A 16,959-nucleotide genomic window follows, 5' to 3' on the forward strand; every position below is an offset into this window, starting at 1 on the left:
GGCCGGTGACGCATCCGCTGCGACGTGGTCGACGCACACGTCCCTCCCCGAAGGGATCCGTGCGCATGTCCCGCCCGATCACCCTGTTCACCGGCCAGTGGGCCGACCTGCCGTTCGAAGAAGTGTGCCGGCTCGCCTCCTCCTGGGGTTACGACGGGCTGGAGATCGCCTGCTGGGGCGACCACTTCGACGTGGTGCGCGCGCTGGAGGACGACGACTACGTCCGAGGGCGGCTCGACCTGCTGGAACGGCACGGGCTGCGCGTCTGGGCCGTCTCCAACCACCTCGTCGGGCAGGCCGTCTGCGACCATCCGATCGACGAGCGGCACCGCGCCATCGTCCCCGACCGGGTCTGGGGCGACGGGGAGCCCGAGGGCGTCCGGCGACGGGCCGCCGAGGAGATGAAGAGCACCGCGCGGGCCGCGGCGAAGCTGGGCGTGGACACCGTCATCGGCTTCACCGGCTCGTCGATCTGGCACACCGTGGCGATGTTCCCGCCCGTCCCGCCGGAGATGATCGAACGCGGTTACGCCGACTTCGCCGACCGCTGGAACCCGATCCTCGACGTCTTCGACGAGGCCGGCGTGCGGTTCGCCCACGAGGTGCACCCCAGCGAGATCGCCTACGACTACTGGACGACCGCCCGCACCCTGGAGGCGATCGGCCGCCGCCCCGCCTTCGGCCTCAACTGGGACCCGAGCCACTTCGTCTGGCAGGACCTCGACCCCGTCGGCTTCCTCCTGGACTTCGCCGACCGGATCTACCACGTCGACTGCAAGGACACCCGCCGCCGCACCGGCAACGGGCGCAACGGGCGACTGGGCTCCCACCTGCCGTGGGGCGACCTGCGCCGAGGCTGGGACTTCGTCTCCACCGGCCACGGCGACGTCCCGTGGGAGGACTGCTTCCGCGCCCTGAACGCCATCGGCTACGCGGGCCCGATCTCCATCGAATGGGAGGACGCCGGCATGGACCGCCTGGCCGGTGCCCCCGACGCCCTCGCCCGCATCCGCTCCCTCAGCGCCATCGAACCCCCCGCCTCCTCGTTCGACGCCGCCTTCGGCCGCGACTGACCCGCCCCTGCGGGCGCCGCCGTCCCCTCTCCCTCCACCGGCGCCTGCAGGCGGGCTTCTGCCATGGGGTCGCCGCGCACACCGGCGGCCCCATTTTCGCGTCCGCCGCCGCGGCCTACGGCGAGTGCGCCGGAGCCTGAAGCATGACGGCGTCCGTCGCCATCGGCCCCCGCCCTGACCGCCCGCGCCCTCCCCGCCGTCGAGCACCACGCCGTCGAGCGCCGCACCGTCGAGCGCCGCACCGTCGAGCGCCGCACCGTCGAGCGCCGCACCGTCGAGCGCCGCACCGTCGAGCGCCGCACCGTCGAGCGCCGCACCGTCGAGCGCCGCACCGTCGACGCCTTGGACCTGGCGGTCCGCGGCTGAGCGGCTGGAGCGGCGCGGCACAGGTCTCGTCAGGCGTCCTGGGCGGCCTTCGAAGTGGCCGCGGCGGTGACGGCCGGGAGGTAGCCCCGGGCGTGGCCGGTGGCGGTGGGGTGGACGTTGGAGGCGTCGATCCACGGGTCGGGGGTGCAGATCTCGTGGCCGTCGAAGGCGGGGCGGGCGTCGGCGAAGGCGAAGCCCGCGGCGGCGGCGCGGGAGGCCAGGACGCGGGCGAGGGCGTCGGCGGCCTCGTTGATCATCGCGCGTCTGGTGGAGTCGGGGGCTCCGGGGCACGGGCCGCCCTGCCGGTACAGACGGGGGTAGCCGACCACCACGACCTCGGCTTGTGGGGCGCGGGAGCGGATCCGGGCGTAGAGGGAGTCGAGGCGGGCGGGGAGCCTCTTCTCGACGAACTCGCGGCCCCGCCTCAGGGTCGAGCGGCACCAGGAGGTGTTGCCGTACTTGCAGGTGAGCATCGCGGCGGCGAAACCCGCGTCGTTGCCGCCGATGCTGATCGTCACCAGGGTGGCGGTCTCGCTGAGGGCCGAGAGCTGCTTGGTGGCGACGTCGGGGATCGTGGCTCCGCTGCAGGCGGCGAACCTGAACGCGGCACCGGGTCGGGAGGCGGCGAGCAGCGCGGGGTAGGCGTTGGCGCTGCGCCTGCACAGCAGACTCGTGTACGAACCCGCGCCCGTTCCGGACGAGTACGAGTCGCCGAGCGCCACGTACTCGGGAGGCGCGGCCGCGGCGGGGGCCGTGAGCGTCGACGAGGCCAGCACCGCGCCCATGAGCAGGCGGAAGAGCCGCAAGGTTCTCTCCTTCGGAGGAGGGGCGAGACGCCGCCATTCTCCGAACCCCCTGCGCGGAAAGCGTCATTTGCCGGAACGGTAAGTGAATCGATGGCCTGTTCCCTGGCGGTAGCCGTCAGGCGAGACGTCCGGTGAAGATCACGGGATCGGACGGCATCCGGCGAAGACCGCGCAGACCGTCCGGCCGGACTCGTCGCCGAACCACCCCCAGTTCTCGGCGGTGCACGCGAGCGTGAGGAGGCCGCGCCCGTTCTCGGCGAACTCGTCACCGCCGGACGGGATCGCCGGCTCGTGCGGCCCGCCCTCGTCCCGCACCCAGACGACGACCTTCTCGTTCTTCCTCCCGGCCTCGTCCTGCGGCTCGTGCCACCAGCGCACCTCCACGACGAACTTCCCGCCGGGACGCCCCGACCGCGTGTGCCGGATCGTGTTGACGGCCAGTTCGTCCACGCCGAGCAGCACGTCGTCCAGGAACGCGCAGCCCTCCAGCAACGACCGCAGGAACCGCCGCACCTCCCGCGCCTCCTCCGGCGCCCCGGCGAACTCCCGCCGCCAGCGGTCGCCGCCCTCCTCTTCGACGAGCTCGACGAACACGACACTCCTCACGCAGAGAGACTGGAATCGCACCCATGGTCACACTCCGCATCCGCGTGCGTCCTAGAAAATCCACCAGACGGGAAGAAAGTTCGCACCCTCCCCGTGCGCACGTCTCCCTCCCGCATACACGCACAGCACGCACCGGCCGAGCCCGCACGTTGAGCGTGCGCACTGACGGGGATCGCACGGAGCGAATGCGAACAGGTTCGGGGAGTCGGACGGAAGCGGTTGCGGCGGGTGAGAGCAGAGAGGTTCGATGCGGTGTGTAGTCGGATCGTCATGCTCGGCAAGACCCCGCCGGAGCGGACGACGCCCCGCGAAGGAGGCCCGTGTCCAGTCCGTTCGTACGGCGCAGGCGGCTCGGCGCCGAACTGCGCGCCCTGCGCCTGGGCAGGAACCTGACGACCGAGCAGCTGGGCGCGATGTTCCACCACTCCCGCATGAAGATCTCCCGCTTGGAGAACGCCCAGGTCCGCCCCGATCTCGCCGAGGTCATGGACCTCCTCGACCTCCTGGAGCCCACCGAGGAGAAACGCGCCCAGATCCTCCGCATCGCCCGCGAGGCCGCCGCCCGAGGCTGGTGGGACGCCTACGGCGACGCCATGGGAGACCGCCAACGCCTCTACGCCGACCTGGAGTCGGGCGCGGCCACGATCCGCGAATACCACCCCGGTTCGATGCCCGGCCTGATGCAGCTTCCCGAGTTCACGCTGAGTCTGGTCGAGCTGGACAAGGCCGAATACGCGATCACCTACGAGCCCGAACGGATGGCGGAAGCCCGCCTACGCCGCCAGGAAACCGTGTTCAGAAACGGCGGGCCCTCCTACGAGGTCATCTTCGACGAAGTCGGTCTACGCCGCTTCAACATCGACCCGGCCATCATGGCTCGTCAGCTGCGGCACATCATTCATCTGGCGCGGCAGCACTCTCAGCTGACCTTGCTCGTGCTGCCCTTCCTTACGGGCAGCTCCCGGACTCCGTGGCCCATGGGGCAACTCACCCTGTTCACCTTTCCCGATCCCGCCGACCCATCGATGGCCGTCTTGGAGACGACCTCGACAGATGTCGTGCACACCGATCGTGCAGAAGTCGCACGGCATGAACACAGGTACGCCGTCGCGCGAGATGAGGCACTATCTGAAGAGGACAGCCTGATGATGATCGAAAAGGTCATCGATCAGATATCCCACGAGACGGGAACCGAAGAATGACCTTGCAGTACAGCGGCTGGCGCAAGTCCCGCCACAGTCAGCCCAACGGCGGCTGCGTCGAAGTCGGCCGCTCCACCTCCCGCACCATCGGCGTCCGCGACACCAAAGCCCAAGGCGACAGCCCCATTCTGGAATTCACCCGATCCGAGTGGGCGGCCTTCACCCGCCGCCTTCACGACCGCGCCTGAGGATCCACCGGATGCATCGTGGAGCACGCGGCATCCGGACACCGCACCAGGCCGAGAGCCAAAGGCGAAAGCCTGGTGCGGATCGAAGAGATCGCCATACACCTCGCGCAAGGCGGGAGCGGACAAGTGACCCGGCAATACAGCGGCTGGCGCAAGTCCCGCCACAGCGAGCCCAACGGTGACTGCGTCGAAGTCGGCCGCTCCGCCGCACGCACCATCTGCGTCCGCGACAGCAAGGCCGACGGCACCGGCCCCGTCCTGGAGTTCACCACCACCGAATGGACGGACTTCGCCCGGCGCTTTCACGACCAGGGCTGAGATCCGCAGGACGCAGGATGGACGTGATGAACGAAGAGTGCGGCGCCCCGAAGAGAGGCTGGTCCAACGTTGAAGATCAACCGAAAAGCCTTCGGGCGCAAGCCCGGCTTCGTCCTCCTGCTGGTCGTAGCCGGACTCGGAGCGGCAGCGTGCGCTTCTGAGACGTCTCCGCGGGCGGCGACGCCGTCGCCGTCCGCGAGCACCGCCGCTCCGGCGACGGTGGGACCCTCGTTCTCACAGCGGTCCGGGGAGGAGGCCTGTCCCGTCACCGTCGCGGGTGAGCGGCGAGAGGAACCCCCGGCGGGGGCGATCGAGTGGGCCGCGGAATCACACGACCGCCTGTTCGGCGGCGGCGGGCTGTGGGTGCTGCTGCCCGAGTTCAAGGCGGAACGCGGCCCCGACGGCCTCCTCCGTATGAAGATCCCCTGGTGGCGGGAGAACGAAGGGCGTCTCGAGGTGCGGGCCCGGTCACTCGACTCGGGTGCCCGCGTGGAGCACGAGGTCTCCCACGGATACGGGCTTCGCGGGTTCCAGCCGACGGCCATCGAGTTCACCCACCAGGGCTGCTGGCGGGTGACCGGCGTCCTCGGCCCCACCGAGGTCCGTTTCGTCGTCGACGTGAGGTCTTGAACGGTTCGACGAGTTCGTAGGCGCGCTGGCGGGCGATCAGCCGCCGGCGTTGCTCTTCGATGAGCGGCTCGTCCTCAGGTGGGATGAGCTCCTTGCGAAGCTCGTCCCAGGTGACCTCATCCATGGCCGACACAATAGATTTCTCATGTCGTCGGCGAGGGCGCACTCCGTAACGCATGAGTCACAAGGTGTTTCCGGAGCGGCGCCGAAGCGTGCGCCGCTCCGGGACTGCGGGTCAGGAGGCCGCTGCGGTGACGGCCGGGAGGTAGCCCTGGGCGTGGCCGGTGGCGGTGGGGTGGATGTTGGAGGCGTCGATCCACTCGGTGGTGGTGCAGATCTCGTGGCCGGAGAAGCCGGGGCGGGCGTCGGCGAAGGTGAAGCCGGCGGCTGCGGCGCGGGAGGACAGGACGCCGGTCAGGACGTCGGCGGCCTCGTTGATCATCGTGCGTTTGGTGGAGCTGAGACCGCCGAGGCACAGGCCGCCCTGCTTGTAGAGATGGGGGTAGCCGACGACCACGACCTTGGCCTGCGGTGCGCGGGAGCGGATCTGGGCGTAGAGGGAGTCGAGGCGGGACGGGAGCTCCTCCTCGACGAACTCCCGGCCGTCCTCCAGGGCCGAGCGGCACTGGGTGGTGGTGCTGTACTTGCAGGTGAGCATCGTGCTCGCGAAACCGGAGTCGTTGCCGCCGATGCTGATCGTCACCAGGGTGGTGTTCGCGCCGAGGGCCGACAGCTGGTTCGCGACGACGTCGGGGATGGTGGCGCCGCCGCACGCGACGAACTTGAACACCGTGCCGGGGCGGGCGGCGGCGAGCAGGGCGGGGTAGGCGTTGGCGCTGCGGGTGCACGCCACGTCCGTGTACGAGCCGGCGCCCGTCCCGGACGAGTACGAGTCGCCGAGCGCCACGTACTCGGGGGCGGCGGCCTGGACGGGGGCCATGACGAACGAGGACGCCAGGCCCGCCAGCGCGGCGCTCAGCAGGATCCGGAAAGGTCGCATGTTCTCTCCTGGGGGGTGGGAAGGAGGACGTGGCCATTCTCAGATGCCCCCGGCCGGAAAGCGCTGGCTGCCGGGACAGCGTGCGGGTCGTTTTCTGTGCGGCCTCCCAGGCGTTCGGTCACCGCGGTCAAGGCCCGTGATCTCCCTGATGACGGGGTGACCCGGCCGCTCGTAGGATCTCCGGCGCGGCCGAGCGGCGATGCGGCCCCGTTCGCTCGGCCACACGTCCAGTGGGCCGGAGCTCAGGGGGATTCGGCGGTCTCGAGGAGGATCTTCAGCAGGTCCTGCGGGGCGTCGCGCATGAGGTTGTGGCCGCCGTCGAGCGCGTGGACGGTCCAGGAGGGGTCTTCGCGCAGCCTCTCGTAGAAAGGGGTGAACGGCGACGGACCCTCCCATCCCGCCGCGTACACGTAGACGTTGCGGCGGGCGCGGACGGGGCCGTCCAGCCGGAGCGGCTGGAGGAGCGAGACCAGCGGGTGGGGGGTGGCCCGGGGATCGAAGAAGGGCAGGGGGCGTACGGCGTCGCCGGTCTCCACCACGTCCAGGTACCACTGCCGCTCACGGTCGGAGACCAGGCTCCACATGGAGTCGCCGTGCTCGGGCACGACGGCGTCCAGGTAGACCAGCGGGCCCACCCGGTCCGGTGCGCGGTCGGCCGCTCCGGTGATCACCATGCCCCCGTAGCTGTGGCCGACGAGCACCGCGTCCCGGACGTCCTCGACCTCCAGCAGCGCGGTCACGTCCTGGATGTGGGTCTCCAGGTCGGTTCCCCGCAGCAGGTGGCCGCGCTCGCTGAGCCCGGTCGGGGTCACCGGGTGCACGCGGTGCCCGTGGAGGCGCAACTGCTCGGTGAGCTGCTCGAAGCACCAGCCGCCGTGGCACATGCCGGGGATGAGGACGAACGTCGTCACTGCTGTTCTCCTTGGGGAAGGGCCCGGCCGGAAAGGCCGGACGAGGGGGAGCTCACGTGCGGGACCGGCCGGTCGGGCCGATGGTGCGGGATCCGTGCGGCGATCACGGCCGCGACCGCGCACAGGACCGCGGTCCACGCCACGGTGGCGTCGGTCGAGGTGTGGTCGGCGAGGATGCCCGCGATCCAGGGGCCGGCGGTCTGCCCGATCGCGAACAGGGTGGTGAAGGCCGCCAGCGTGGCCGTCCAGTCGTCGGCCGGGGTGCCGTTCCTGATGAGGGCGGTGACGGCGGCGGGGACGCCCATGAACGCGGCCCCGTAGACGGCCGCGGACGCGAGGACGACCGGCAGGGCCGGAGAGACGAGGGCGAGCGCCGCCCCGGCGGCCAGGACGGCGAGCAGCACGGCGAGGGCCCTGCCGCCGGGCCAGCGGGTGATGGGGCCGCTCCACAGCGCGGGAGCCGCCACGACGGCCAGGCCCAGCACCGTCCAGATGAGCGTCACCTGCGCGACCGGGGCGTTCCTGTCGGCGAGATAGGCCGACAGGAAGGTGATGTAGGTGATGTATCCGGCTGCGAACAGCAGGTAGGCCAGGGCGGTCCCCCACAGCGGGCGTATCCGTGCCCTTCTCGCGGCGGCCGCCGGGGCGTCGTCCTCCCGGGTGCGTGCGGCGGTCCAGCTCGCCAGGGCGGCCAGGCCCGCGGCGACGCCCAGGACCATCCAGGCCGTGCGCCAGTGGGAGCCCAGTGCCGGGATGACCGCGCCGCCGAAGACGATGCCCAGCCCGGCTCCGGCGAAGTAGACGGTGATGGGGGTGCCGGACGCGGCGCGGGCGGCGATGCGTGACGCGATCACGCCGCCGGTGATGAACACGACCGCCCCCGTCGCCCCCGCCGCCGCCCTGAGGACCAGGAGCACCGGGTAGGCGCCGCTGACCGCGGTGGCCGCGAGCGCCACCGCGGTGAGGGCCATGCCCCAGCGGAAGGCGGCGGCGCCGCCCAGCCTGCGGACGGCGGCGGCGGTCGCCAGCGCGCCGATGAGGTAGCCGAGCCCGTTGGCGGCGCTCATCGCCCCGGCCTGGGCGAGGCTCCAGTGCAGTTCGTCGCGCATGGCCGGCAGCAGCAGCCCGTAGGCGAAGCGCGCGAACCCCAGAGCCGAGGCGGTGCCGAAGGCCAGCCGTGCCGCCTGCCACGTGGACGGCTTCACCGGCAGGCCTCCTGCGGAACCGTCCGGTTTCCGGAGGAGTTCGGGGACGGCACGACCAGAACGTCTCGGTCACATAGATAAATCCGGAGCATGTCCGGCAACACCCGCCTAGATCGAACCGATCGGTACGATCTCAGACGCTAGCAGTGGATCGAACCGATCGGTACCATCGTGGGGTGCCAGTTGCCCAGGGAACGACCATCGACCCGGCGCGCACCCGCGCCGCCATCCTCGAAGCGGCCACCGCGATCCTGTACGAGCGCGGAATCGACGGCATCGGCGTCGCCGGGTTGTGCACTCGCATCGGCGTGTCCAAAGAGACCCTCTACCGGCATTTCGGCTCCAAGGACGGCCTCGTCCAAGCCGTGCTGGAGTCGCGCAGCGAACGGCTGTCCGGCTGGCTCGCCGAGGCCGTCGCCGCGGCCGGAGACGACCCCGCCGACCAGTTGGCCGCCGTTTTCAACGCCCTCGGAGAGTGGTACGACAGGCCGGGCTTCCGCGGCTGCGCGATGGTGAACGCGGCGGCCCAACACCACGACGAGGCCGTCCTCGCCGCCACCGAACGGCACCTGAACCGCTACCTCGACCTCCTCACCGGCATCGCAGCCCGCGCCGGAGCAGTCGATCCGGCAGGGCTGGGGCAGCAGCTGCTCATCCTGGTCGAGGGTGCGACCGTCGTCGCCGCCCACCACGGCACGGCCGGCGCGGCCGCCCAGGCCCGCGACGCGGCCCTCGTCCTCCTGGCGGCGTCCGCCTGACCGGCCTTACGGAGACCGACGCAAACGTCGCACTATGATCCTGGTCACAGAACCTAACGCTTGCTAGGCTCAAAGCATGATCTCTACGGTCGTCTGGGGCACAGGCAACGTCGGACGGCTGGCCATACGGGCCGTCGACGCTCATCCGGGACTTGAACTGGCAGGGGTGATCGTCCACGACCCCGCGAAGGTCGGACGGGACGCGGGCGAGCTGGGCGGGCTCGACTGCGACCTGGGCGTGGCGGCCACCGACGACATCGAATTCGTGCTGGCGGCGGGGCCGGGGGCCGTGGTGTACGCGGCTTCGGGCGACATCCGGCCGGACGACGCGCTCAACGACATCATCCGGGCGATCCGGGCGGGAGCGGTGGTCGTCACGCCCTCCCTGTACGCGCTCTACGACGCGCGCAACGCGCCGCCGGAGATGCGGGAGCCGCTGCTGGCCGCGGTGAAGGAGGGCGGCGGGTCGCTGTTCGTCTCCGGGGTCGACCCCGGCTGGGGCAACGACGTCCTCCCCCTGCTGATCAGCGGGGTGGGCTCCGTCGTCGACGCGGTGCGCTGCCAGGAGATCTTCGACTACACCACCTACGACCAGGAGGACTCCGTCCGGTACCTGGTCGGCATGGGCCAGCCGATGGACTACGAGCCGCCGATGCTCTCCCCGACCGTCCCGTCCATGGTGTGGGGCGGGCAGGTGCGGCTGATGGCGCGGGCGCTGGGCGTCGAGCTCGACGAGGTGCGGGAGACCCTGGAGCGGCGCCCCCTGGAGACCACGGTGTCCACCGAGGCGATGGGCGAGTTCGAGGCCGGGACGCAGGGAGCGGTGCGGTTCGAGGTGCAGGGGATCGTCGGCGGCGAGCCGCTGATCGTCGTCGAGCACGTCACCCGCATCCACGCCTCCTGCGCGCCGGACTGGCCGGTGGCGCCCGACGGCGGGGACGGCGCCCACCGGGTGATCATCGAGGGCCGCCCGCGCATCGAGGTGACCGTGGAGGCCACCGACGAGAACGGCAACCGTGCCGCGGGCGGCAACGCCACCGCGGTCGGCCGCCTCGTGAACGCCATCGACTGGCTCGCGGACGCCGGTCCCGGCGTCTACGACGCGCTCGACGTCCCGCTGCGTCCCGTCACCGGCAGACTCGGAAGGAAGACGGCATGAACATCGACATCCCGGACGGCAAGGATCCCATCGGGTACGTCTGGGGCGAGATGGTCCCCGGCATCGGGCCCGCCGCCGCCGGCTTCTCGCTGTCGGTCTACGAGCACACGACGCTCGGACTGCGCGAGTTCGAGGCCGCCCGGCTGCGGATCGCGCAGATCAACGGCTGCCTCTTCTGCCTCGACTGGCGCACCGAGCGGGACGGCCAGAAGGTCGAGGAGGAGTTCGCCGACGCCGTCACGCACTGGCGGACCACCGAGGCGTTCGACGAGCGCACCCGCCTGGCCGCCGAGTACGCCGAGCGTTACGCGCTCGACCACCACGGCCTGGACGACGAGTTCTGGGCGCGGATGACCGCGCACTACGACCAGCGGGAGATCGTGGAGCTGAGCATGAGCATCGGCGCGTGGCTGGCGTTCGGCCGCCTCAACCACGTGCTGGGCCTCGACGCGGTGTGCGTCCTTCCGGGGCATTAAAAGGCCGGCCACACGCGCCCGCGGCCGGCTCGGTCCATCAGATCATCATCACAGGTCCGTGGTGATGATCTTCTCTATGTTCCGTTCCGCGAGCGCTGTGATGGTGACGAAGGGGTTGACGCTGGTGTTGCCGGGGATCAGCGAGCCGTCGATGACGTACAGGCCCGCGTAGCCGCGCAGGCGGCCGTAGTTGTCGGTCGCCTTGTTCAGGACGGCGCCGCCGAGCGGGTGGTAGGTGAGCTGGTCGTTCCAGACCTTGGTGCCGCCGAAGAAGTCGGTGCGGTAGATCGTGCCCTCCTTCTTGTTGATCTTGTCGAAGATCGTCTTCGCCATGGTGATGGAGTCCTGCTTCCAGGCGGCCTGCCAGCTCAGGTCCACCCCGCCCGTCGCGGCGTTCCACGAGAACTCGGCTCGGCGCGGGGTGTTGGTGATCGACAGGTAGAGCGAGGCGTAGGTCTCGATGCCGGTGGGGATCGGCGCGACCTCGGCGAACGCGCCGCCCGCGCCCCAGTTGTCGATGCCGGTCGAGGGCATGGACGACTGGATGGTGCCGGTCGCGTCCCACATGTGGTTGGCGCGGCCGCACATCACGTTGCCGTTGTCGCCCCAGCCCTTGCCGACCTCGCCGTTCAGGTTCGGCAGCGCGCCGGTGGCCCGCAGCTTGACCAGCAGCTTGCTGGTGCCGACACTGCCCGCGGCGAAGAACACCCGGTCGGCCGTCACGGTCTTGGTCGCGACGGTGCCGCCGGTGGTGCTCAGCTGCCTGATGGCGACCGTGTAGCCGCCGCCCGACCTCGGGGTGACCGAGGTGACCTCGTGCAGAGGCGAGATGGCGACCCGCCCCGTCGCTTTGGCCTGGGCGAGGTAGGTCTTCGGCAGCGTCTTCTTGCCGTGGTTGTTGCCGAAGATGACCTCACCGGCGAGCGCCGACTTGGTGACGCTCCCCGCCGCTTCCTGCGCCATGTAGTCCCAGTCGTACACGTTGGGGACGAAGACGTGCGGGAAGCCGGAGCGCTCCGCGTGCTTGCGGCCGACCCTGGCGTACTTGTAGCAGGCGGCGGACTCCCACCAGGCCAGGGGGACGTCGGTGACGCCCAGCCCGGCGTTGGCGCGCGGGTAGTAGGTGGAGTACATCTCGGCGGCGTCCACCGACGGGAGGATCCCGCTGAAGCGGTCCCTCTGGGGCGTGACGGCCATGCCGCCGTTGACCAGCGAGCCGCCCCCGACGCCGCGACCCTGGTAGACCGTGATGCCGCCGAACTCCTCGGCGTCCAGGATGCCGGTGTACTTGTTGACGTTCTTGTCGATCGGGAAGCCCAGGAAGTTGCTGAGCGGCTGCTTGGTCCGGGTACGGAGCCAGAACGACCGGTCGTCCGGGCTCTTGGTGTTGGCGAAGATCTTCCCGTCCGAGCCGGGGGTGTCCCAGGACATCCCCATCTCGACCATGTGCACGTCGACGCCCGCCTGCGCCAGCCGCAGGGCGGCGACGGAACCGCCGTAACCGGTGCCGATCACCAGCGCCGGGACGTGCGACCCGGACGCGATCGGCGCGGGCGGCGGCGCTGCAGCGGCCGGCCGCAGCCCGAGCGCCGCCGCCCCGAAAATAGAACCGGTTCCAACCATGAACCCGCGACGCGAAACCGCCGCCATTCCGGCTCTGTGCACGATGTCATCGCGCATGCGACTCTCCTTACTCAGGGGTGGATTAGAATTTGTTCTACATCCCTGAGTGAGCCAAGTCACTACTTACTCTGAAGTAACTTGTGACCGCCGCCACAGATCAGCCACCGGCGAGGAATTCTCCGATCAGGTCCGCGATCCGGGCTGCGGCCTACAGGCCCATGTCCTTGGCGATGATCATCTTCATGACCTCGGAGGTGCCGCCGTAGATGCGGTTGACGCGGTTGTCGGCGTACAGGCGGGCGATGGGGTACTCGTTGACGAAGCCGTAGCCGCCGTGGAGCTGGAGGCAGCGGTCGATGACGCGGTGCGCGACCTCGGTGCAGAACAGCTTGGCGGAGGCGGCCTCGGCCGGGGTGAGCTCGTCGGCGTCCAGGGCCTCCAGCGCGCGGTCGACGACGGCCTGGGCGGCGTCCACCTCGGCCTGGCAGGCGGCCAGCTCGAACTTGGTGTTCTGGAAGGAGGAGACCGGCTTGCCGAAGACGAGCCGCTCCTTCGTGTACTTCTTCGCGAACTCCACCGCCGCCACGGCCTGCGAGTACGCGCCGTACGCGATGCTGAAACGCTCCTGGGGCAGGTTCTGGCCGAGGTAGGAGAAGCCCTTGTTCTCCTCGCCGAGCAGGTCTTCGACGGGCACCTTCACGTCCTGGAACGACAGTTCCGCGGTGTCGGAGACCTTCAGCCCGAGCTTGTCGAGCTTGCGGCCGACGGAATAGCCCTCGGCCTTGGTGTCGACGACCAATAGCGAGATGCCGAACCGGCGGTCGTCGTCCTTCGGCGGCGCAGTACGGGCGCAGACGATGACGCGGTCGGCGTGCACACCGCCGGTGATGAACGTCTTGGCCCCGTTGAGCACGTAGTGGCCGCCGTCCTCCGACAGCTTCGCGGTGGTCGTCATGCCCGCGAGGTCGGAACCGGTGCCCGGCTCGGTCATCGCGATGGCGAACATCGTCTCACCGGTGACGAACGGCGGCAGCCAGCGCTGCTTCTGCTCCTCGGTGCCGAGGCTGAGGATGTAGGGAAGGCACAGCGCGACGTGCACGCTGGAGCCGCCGAACGACACCGCGGCGCGCGCCGTCTCCTCGTACTGGATCGCGGAGAACTTGAACGAGCTGATCCCGGCCCCGCCGTACTCCTCCGGCACCTCGATGCCGAAGGTCCCCAGCTCCCCGAGCTTGTAGTAGAACTCCCGGGGCATCTGCCCGTCGGCGAGCCACTGCTCGTAGTACGGCGACACCTCGGTCTCGATGAAGGCGCGCAGGGTCTTGCGGAAGTCCTCGTGGTCCTCGTGGAAAACGGTACGGCGCATGGTCGGGGGTCCTTTCGGGCTTTCAGAACGCGCTGATGCCGGTCAGCGCACGGCCGATGAGCAGCTCCGCGCACGATAACCTACCACTGCTAGTTTATTCAACGCCCCTCGGGGTCGGATGGAAGACCGATTTCACCCTTCGGCGGATAAAGGTTCGCCCCACGCGGATCACGAGGGGTTTCGCGGGTCCGATGATCGCCCATGCCAAAGGTGTTGACCTGAAGCCAGGGGGCGCGGACATGTATGGATTGAACACCGGCGATTCGGCATGGGTGCTCGTCAGCTTCGCGATGGTGCTGCTCATGACCCCGGGCCTCGCCCTGTTCTACGGCGGGATGGTCCGGGCGGAGAACCTCATCAGCGTCCTGTACATGAGCTTCGTCTCGATCGCCGTGGTGACCGTCGTCTGGTTCCTCTACGGGTACGGGCTGGCGTTCGGCAAGGACGTCGGAGGGCTCGGCCTGATCGGCTGGGGCGACTGGCAGTTCTTCCAGACCACCCCGCGGACCCTGCGGGGAGTCATCCCGCTCTACGTCTACTCGCTCTTCCAGCTCGTCTTCGCGATCATCACGCTCGCGCTGGTCAGCGGCTCGGTCGCCAACCGGGTCAGGCTCGGGCCGTGGATGATCTTCGGGGTGGTCTGGATAACGCTGGTCTACCTGCCGATCGCCCACTGGGTGTTCTCTTCGGGCGGCTGGATCAACAAGTGGGGCGTGCTGGACTTCGCCGGCGGGCTCGTCGTCGAGCTCAACTCCGGGATCGCGGGCCTGGCGCTGGCCGTGGTGCTCGGCCCCTCCCTGCGCTTCCGCCGGGAGGGGCCGCCGCAGCCCAAGAACATCCCGCTGGTCATGGCGGGCATGGGGCTGCTGTGGTTCGGGTGGTTCGGGTTCAACGGCGGCTCGGCGCTCACCGACGGCGCCCTGGCGGCGAACGCCGTGGTCAACACCATGATGTGCGGTTGTGTCGCGATGCTCGTCTGGATGATGCTCGAACGTGTGCGGTTCGGGCGGTTCTCCCGCCTGGGCGGCACGACCGGCGCGCTCGCCGGCCTGGTCGCCATCACCCCGGCCTGCGGTTACGTCAACCTGTTCGGCGCGACCGTCATCGGCATCGTCGTCGCCGTCGTCTGCACCTACGCCGTGGAGGTCAAGACGACCGTCGGCTACGACGACACCCTGGACGTCGTGGGCATCCACGGGGCCGGAGGCATCGTCGGCGTGGTGCTGCTCGGCCTCTTCGCCACCGGCAAGTACGGAAGCCCCAACGCCGGGATCTTCTACGGCGGCTCGATCGCCCAGCTGGGCAAGCAGATCGTCGCGGTCATCGCCGTCGGCTGCTACACCTTCGTGCTCACCTACCTCATCGGCAAGATCGTGAACGCCCTGTTCCACCTCCGCCCCACCGCCAAGGAGGAGGAGATGGGCCTCGACACCGAGCTGCGCATCGGATGAGCCCCGCCGGAACGGGACCGTGACCCCGGGCGGCGCGCGGGACGACGGGCCGCTGCCCCTCCTGTTCACCGTGCTCGCCTTCACGACCGGGCTGATCGACGCGACGAGCTTCCTCGCCCTCGGCCAGGTCTTCGTCGCCGCCATGACCGGCAACATCATCATCCTCGGCCTCGGCCTGGCAGAGCTCGACACGGCGCTGTCCTCGGCCCTGTCCCTGCTGTCCTTCGCGGTGGGGGCGGGCTGCGGCGGCCAGGTCGCCCTGCCCAGGCTCGCGTCCCGGCACCGCGGCCTGCTGCTGGCGGCGGGCACCGCTGTCCAGGCGGTCCTGGTCTGCGGAGCCGTGATGTTCGCCTCCCGATACGGGCTCGCCGAGCCCTGGACGCGACGGCCGGTCGTCATGGTGCTGGCCTTCTCCCTGGGATGGGAGTACGCGATCGTGCGCGGGCTGAAGGTGCCCGACCTGAACACGACGGTCGTCACGACCACGCTCACCTCGCTGTTCGCCGAGTCCGTCCCCTCCGGAAGGCAGGACCGGAGGCTCGTCTCGATCTGCGCGCTGCTGGCCGGCGCCCTGGTCTCGGGACTGCTGCACCGCACGCTCTCCACCCTGGCCCCGCTGTGGACGGCCGCCGCCCTCCTCGCCGGATGCGCCGCGGCCGCCTACGTCACGGCCAGACGTCCCGGCGCGGAGCGCTGGGGCTGAGGCCGCGGTCCCGCCTGGGGCGCGACCCTCCCCTCACAGCGGAAGGCTGCCGCGCAAGGAGCGGGTCTGGGCGGCGACATCGCCGAGGACGCCGGAATCGGCGGACAGGTCCCCCGCCCGCGGGCTCCTTCCCTGGTGGATCGCCGCCCCCATCTCCCGCAGCTCCGCGGAGACCGCGTGGACCTCCTTCTGCGGCGGCGGCTCGGCACCCTTCCTGACCTGCGCGGAAGCGGCCATGACGGCGTCCACGAGGCGGTCGAGCTCGATCAGGACCGGCCACCAGGCGGTGCCCCGGCGGCTGGCGGGAGGCGGCTCGGACAGCGTCTGCTGCAGACCGTTCTGGATGGAGTTGAGGCTGCGGCGCAGCGCACGCCGGTCGCGGGCCCCGGCGTCCCAGGAGACGGTGAAGGCCTCGTCCAGGTAGTCGGCTGCGGCCTCGAACCCGGCGGTGATCCGGTCGCCGAGCCGGATCCGCCAGCTCTCCGGCCAGAGCGCGTAGCCGAAGACCAGCACGATCAGACAGCCGAGAATGGTGTCGACCAGGCGGGCCGCCACCAGTTCCTCGGCGGGCGCCGAGGAGATCGTGTCGAGCAGGAAGAGCATCAGCGGCGTGATCGCCGCCGTGCGCATCGCGTAGGACTTGACCTTCAGCAGCGGGATCAGGCCGCCGAAGAACGCCGCGAGCGGGACCGCGGCCCAGCCGCGCGGGACCACGACCAGCACCAGCAGGGTGGGGACGGCCGCGGCGATCGTGCCGAGCGCGCGCAGCAGCGACCGGACGAAGACCGACCCGAAGTCGGGTTTCAGCACGACGACCACGGTCAGCGACACCCAGAAGGAGTGCGCCTGGGGGATCCCGAAGACATGGGGCACCCCGTCGACTTCGGTGATCGCCGAGGCGATCGCCATGCACAGGGCGATCCGGAGCCCGTACCGCCAGGCCTCCCCGGAGGTCAGGGCCAGCCGGCCGGCCTCGAACGCCCGGGTCCGCAGGGGCGCGGGCCGGCCGAGCCAGTCGGGGCCCTCCAGTTCCGTGCTCGGCAGCCGCCGCAGGATGTAGCCGATGCTCCGTTCGAGAGCCGGGTCTCCCGTGAACGGCGTGATGTCGGCGTCCCTGC

Annotated in this window: 18 protein-coding genes; 10 read left to right on the forward strand and 8 right to left on the reverse strand. The window is 70.3% G+C overall.

Going from position 1 to position 16,959, the window contains the following annotated elements; all coding sequences use genetic code 11:
• Nucleotides 1-65: 65 nt before the first annotated feature.
• On the forward strand, nt 66-1,073 hold the full coding sequence (locus tag ABD327_RS08540) for a sugar phosphate isomerase/epimerase family protein (protein WP_344449681.1): 1,008 nt from the start codon (nt 66-68) through the stop codon (nt 1,071-1,073).
• Nucleotides 1,074-1,468: 395 nt separating this feature from the next.
• Here the strand turns inward: ABD327_RS08540 and ABD327_RS08545 are convergent, their stop codons facing one another.
• On the reverse strand, nt 1,469-2,245 hold the full coding sequence (locus ABD327_RS08545; protein WP_344449683.1) for an SGNH/GDSL hydrolase family protein: 777 nt from the start codon (nt 2,243-2,245) through the stop codon (nt 1,469-1,471).
• A gap of 138 nt (nt 2,246-2,383) precedes the next feature.
• The gene (locus tag ABD327_RS08550) at nt 2,384-2,851 is read right to left on the reverse strand and encodes an ATP-binding protein (protein ID WP_344449684.1); all 468 of its coding nucleotides are present in this window, start codon (nt 2,849-2,851) and stop codon (nt 2,384-2,386) included.
• A 320-nt stretch (nt 2,852-3,171) separates the two neighbouring features.
• On the opposite strand from ABD327_RS08550, the gene ABD327_RS08555 reads away from it, so the two are divergent.
• From ABD327_RS08555 to ABD327_RS08570, 4 genes are all read left to right on the forward strand, one after another.
• Complete coding sequence (locus ABD327_RS08555; protein ID WP_344449685.1) at nt 3,172-4,053, forward strand: helix-turn-helix domain-containing protein; 882 nt, start codon at nt 3,172-3,174, stop codon at nt 4,051-4,053.
• Nucleotides 4,050-4,241: a DUF397 domain-containing protein gene (locus ABD327_RS08560; protein WP_344449686.1), complete on the forward strand. Its 192-nt coding sequence runs from the start codon at nt 4,050-4,052 to the stop codon at nt 4,239-4,241. The genes ABD327_RS08555 and ABD327_RS08560 overlap by 4 nt, the downstream gene beginning before the upstream one ends.
• A 126-nt stretch (nt 4,242-4,367) precedes the next feature.
• Nucleotides 4,368-4,559, forward strand: a complete 192-nt coding sequence (locus ABD327_RS08565) for a DUF397 domain-containing protein (protein ID WP_344449687.1) — start codon at nt 4,368-4,370, stop codon at nt 4,557-4,559.
• Nucleotides 4,560-4,628: 69 nt separating this feature from the next.
• Complete coding sequence (locus ABD327_RS08570; RefSeq protein WP_344449688.1) at nt 4,629-5,189, forward strand: acid shock protein; 561 nt, start codon at nt 4,629-4,631, stop codon at nt 5,187-5,189.
• Nucleotides 5,190-5,424: 235 nt separating this feature from the next.
• On the opposite strand, the gene ABD327_RS08575 is transcribed toward ABD327_RS08570, so the two are convergent.
• From ABD327_RS08575 to ABD327_RS08585, 3 genes are all read right to left on the reverse strand, one after another.
• Nucleotides 5,425-6,189: an SGNH/GDSL hydrolase family protein gene (locus tag ABD327_RS08575; protein WP_344449689.1), complete on the reverse strand. Its 765-nt coding sequence runs from the start codon at nt 6,187-6,189 to the stop codon at nt 5,425-5,427.
• A 242-nt stretch (nt 6,190-6,431) separates the two neighbouring features.
• The gene (locus tag ABD327_RS08580; RefSeq protein WP_344449690.1) at nt 6,432-7,100 is read right to left on the reverse strand and encodes an alpha/beta fold hydrolase; all 669 of its coding nucleotides are present in this window, start codon (nt 7,098-7,100) and stop codon (nt 6,432-6,434) included.
• Nucleotides 7,097-8,305 carry a YbfB/YjiJ family MFS transporter gene (locus ABD327_RS08585; protein ID WP_344449691.1) on the reverse strand — a complete coding sequence of 403 codons (1,209 nt, stop codon included), beginning with the start codon at nt 8,303-8,305 and terminating at the stop codon, nt 7,097-7,099. The genes ABD327_RS08580 and ABD327_RS08585 overlap by 4 nt, the downstream gene beginning before the upstream one ends.
• A 176-nt stretch (nt 8,306-8,481) precedes the next feature.
• Between ABD327_RS08585 and ABD327_RS08590 the strand changes: the two genes are divergently transcribed.
• The 3 genes from ABD327_RS08590 (at nt 8,482) to ABD327_RS08600 (ending at nt 10,698) form a co-directional block, all read left to right on the forward strand.
• Nucleotides 8,482-9,063 (forward strand): TetR/AcrR family transcriptional regulator, encoded by a 582-nt coding sequence (locus ABD327_RS08590; protein WP_344449692.1) that lies wholly within the window; start codon nt 8,482-8,484, stop codon nt 9,061-9,063.
• Between the two features lie 76 nt (nt 9,064-9,139).
• Nucleotides 9,140-10,222, forward strand: a complete 1,083-nt coding sequence (locus tag ABD327_RS08595; protein ID WP_344449693.1) for an NAD(P)H-dependent amine dehydrogenase family protein — start codon at nt 9,140-9,142, stop codon at nt 10,220-10,222.
• Entirely contained in the window at nt 10,219-10,698 is a 480-nt protein-coding gene (locus ABD327_RS08600; RefSeq protein WP_344449694.1) for a carboxymuconolactone decarboxylase family protein, read from the forward strand. The genes ABD327_RS08595 and ABD327_RS08600 overlap by 4 nt, the downstream gene beginning before the upstream one ends.
• Nucleotides 10,699-10,746: 48 nt before the next feature.
• Here the strand turns inward: ABD327_RS08600 and ABD327_RS08605 are convergent, their stop codons facing one another.
• Nucleotides 10,747-12,378 (reverse strand): GMC oxidoreductase, encoded by a 1,632-nt coding sequence (locus ABD327_RS08605; protein ID WP_344449695.1) that lies wholly within the window; start codon nt 12,376-12,378, stop codon nt 10,747-10,749.
• A gap of 151 nt (nt 12,379-12,529) precedes the next feature.
• Nucleotides 12,530-13,687 (reverse strand): acyl-CoA dehydrogenase family protein, encoded by a 1,158-nt coding sequence (locus tag ABD327_RS08610; RefSeq protein WP_344449696.1) that lies wholly within the window; start codon nt 13,685-13,687, stop codon nt 12,530-12,532.
• A gap of 239 nt (nt 13,688-13,926) precedes the next feature.
• Between ABD327_RS08610 and ABD327_RS08615 the strand changes: the two genes are divergently transcribed.
• Nucleotides 13,927-15,138 carry an ammonium transporter gene (locus ABD327_RS08615; RefSeq protein WP_344449697.1) on the forward strand — a complete coding sequence of 404 codons (1,212 nt, stop codon included), beginning with the start codon at nt 13,927-13,929 and terminating at the stop codon, nt 15,136-15,138.
• 19 nt (nt 15,139-15,157) lie between these two features.
• Nucleotides 15,158-15,841, forward strand: coding sequence for a YoaK family protein (locus tag ABD327_RS08620; protein ID WP_344449698.1), 684 nt, complete (start codon nt 15,158-15,160; stop codon nt 15,839-15,841).
• Between the two features lie 33 nt (nt 15,842-15,874).
• Here the strand turns inward: ABD327_RS08620 and ABD327_RS08625 are convergent.
• Nucleotides 15,875-16,959: FUSC family protein (locus ABD327_RS08625; protein WP_344449699.1), on the reverse strand; the 1,085-nt coding region annotated here is incomplete at its 5' end.

Source organism: Actinocorallia aurantiaca (genome assembly GCF_039533685.1).
Taxonomy (GTDB): domain Bacteria; phylum Actinomycetota; class Actinomycetes; order Streptosporangiales; family Streptosporangiaceae; genus Actinocorallia; species Actinocorallia aurantiaca.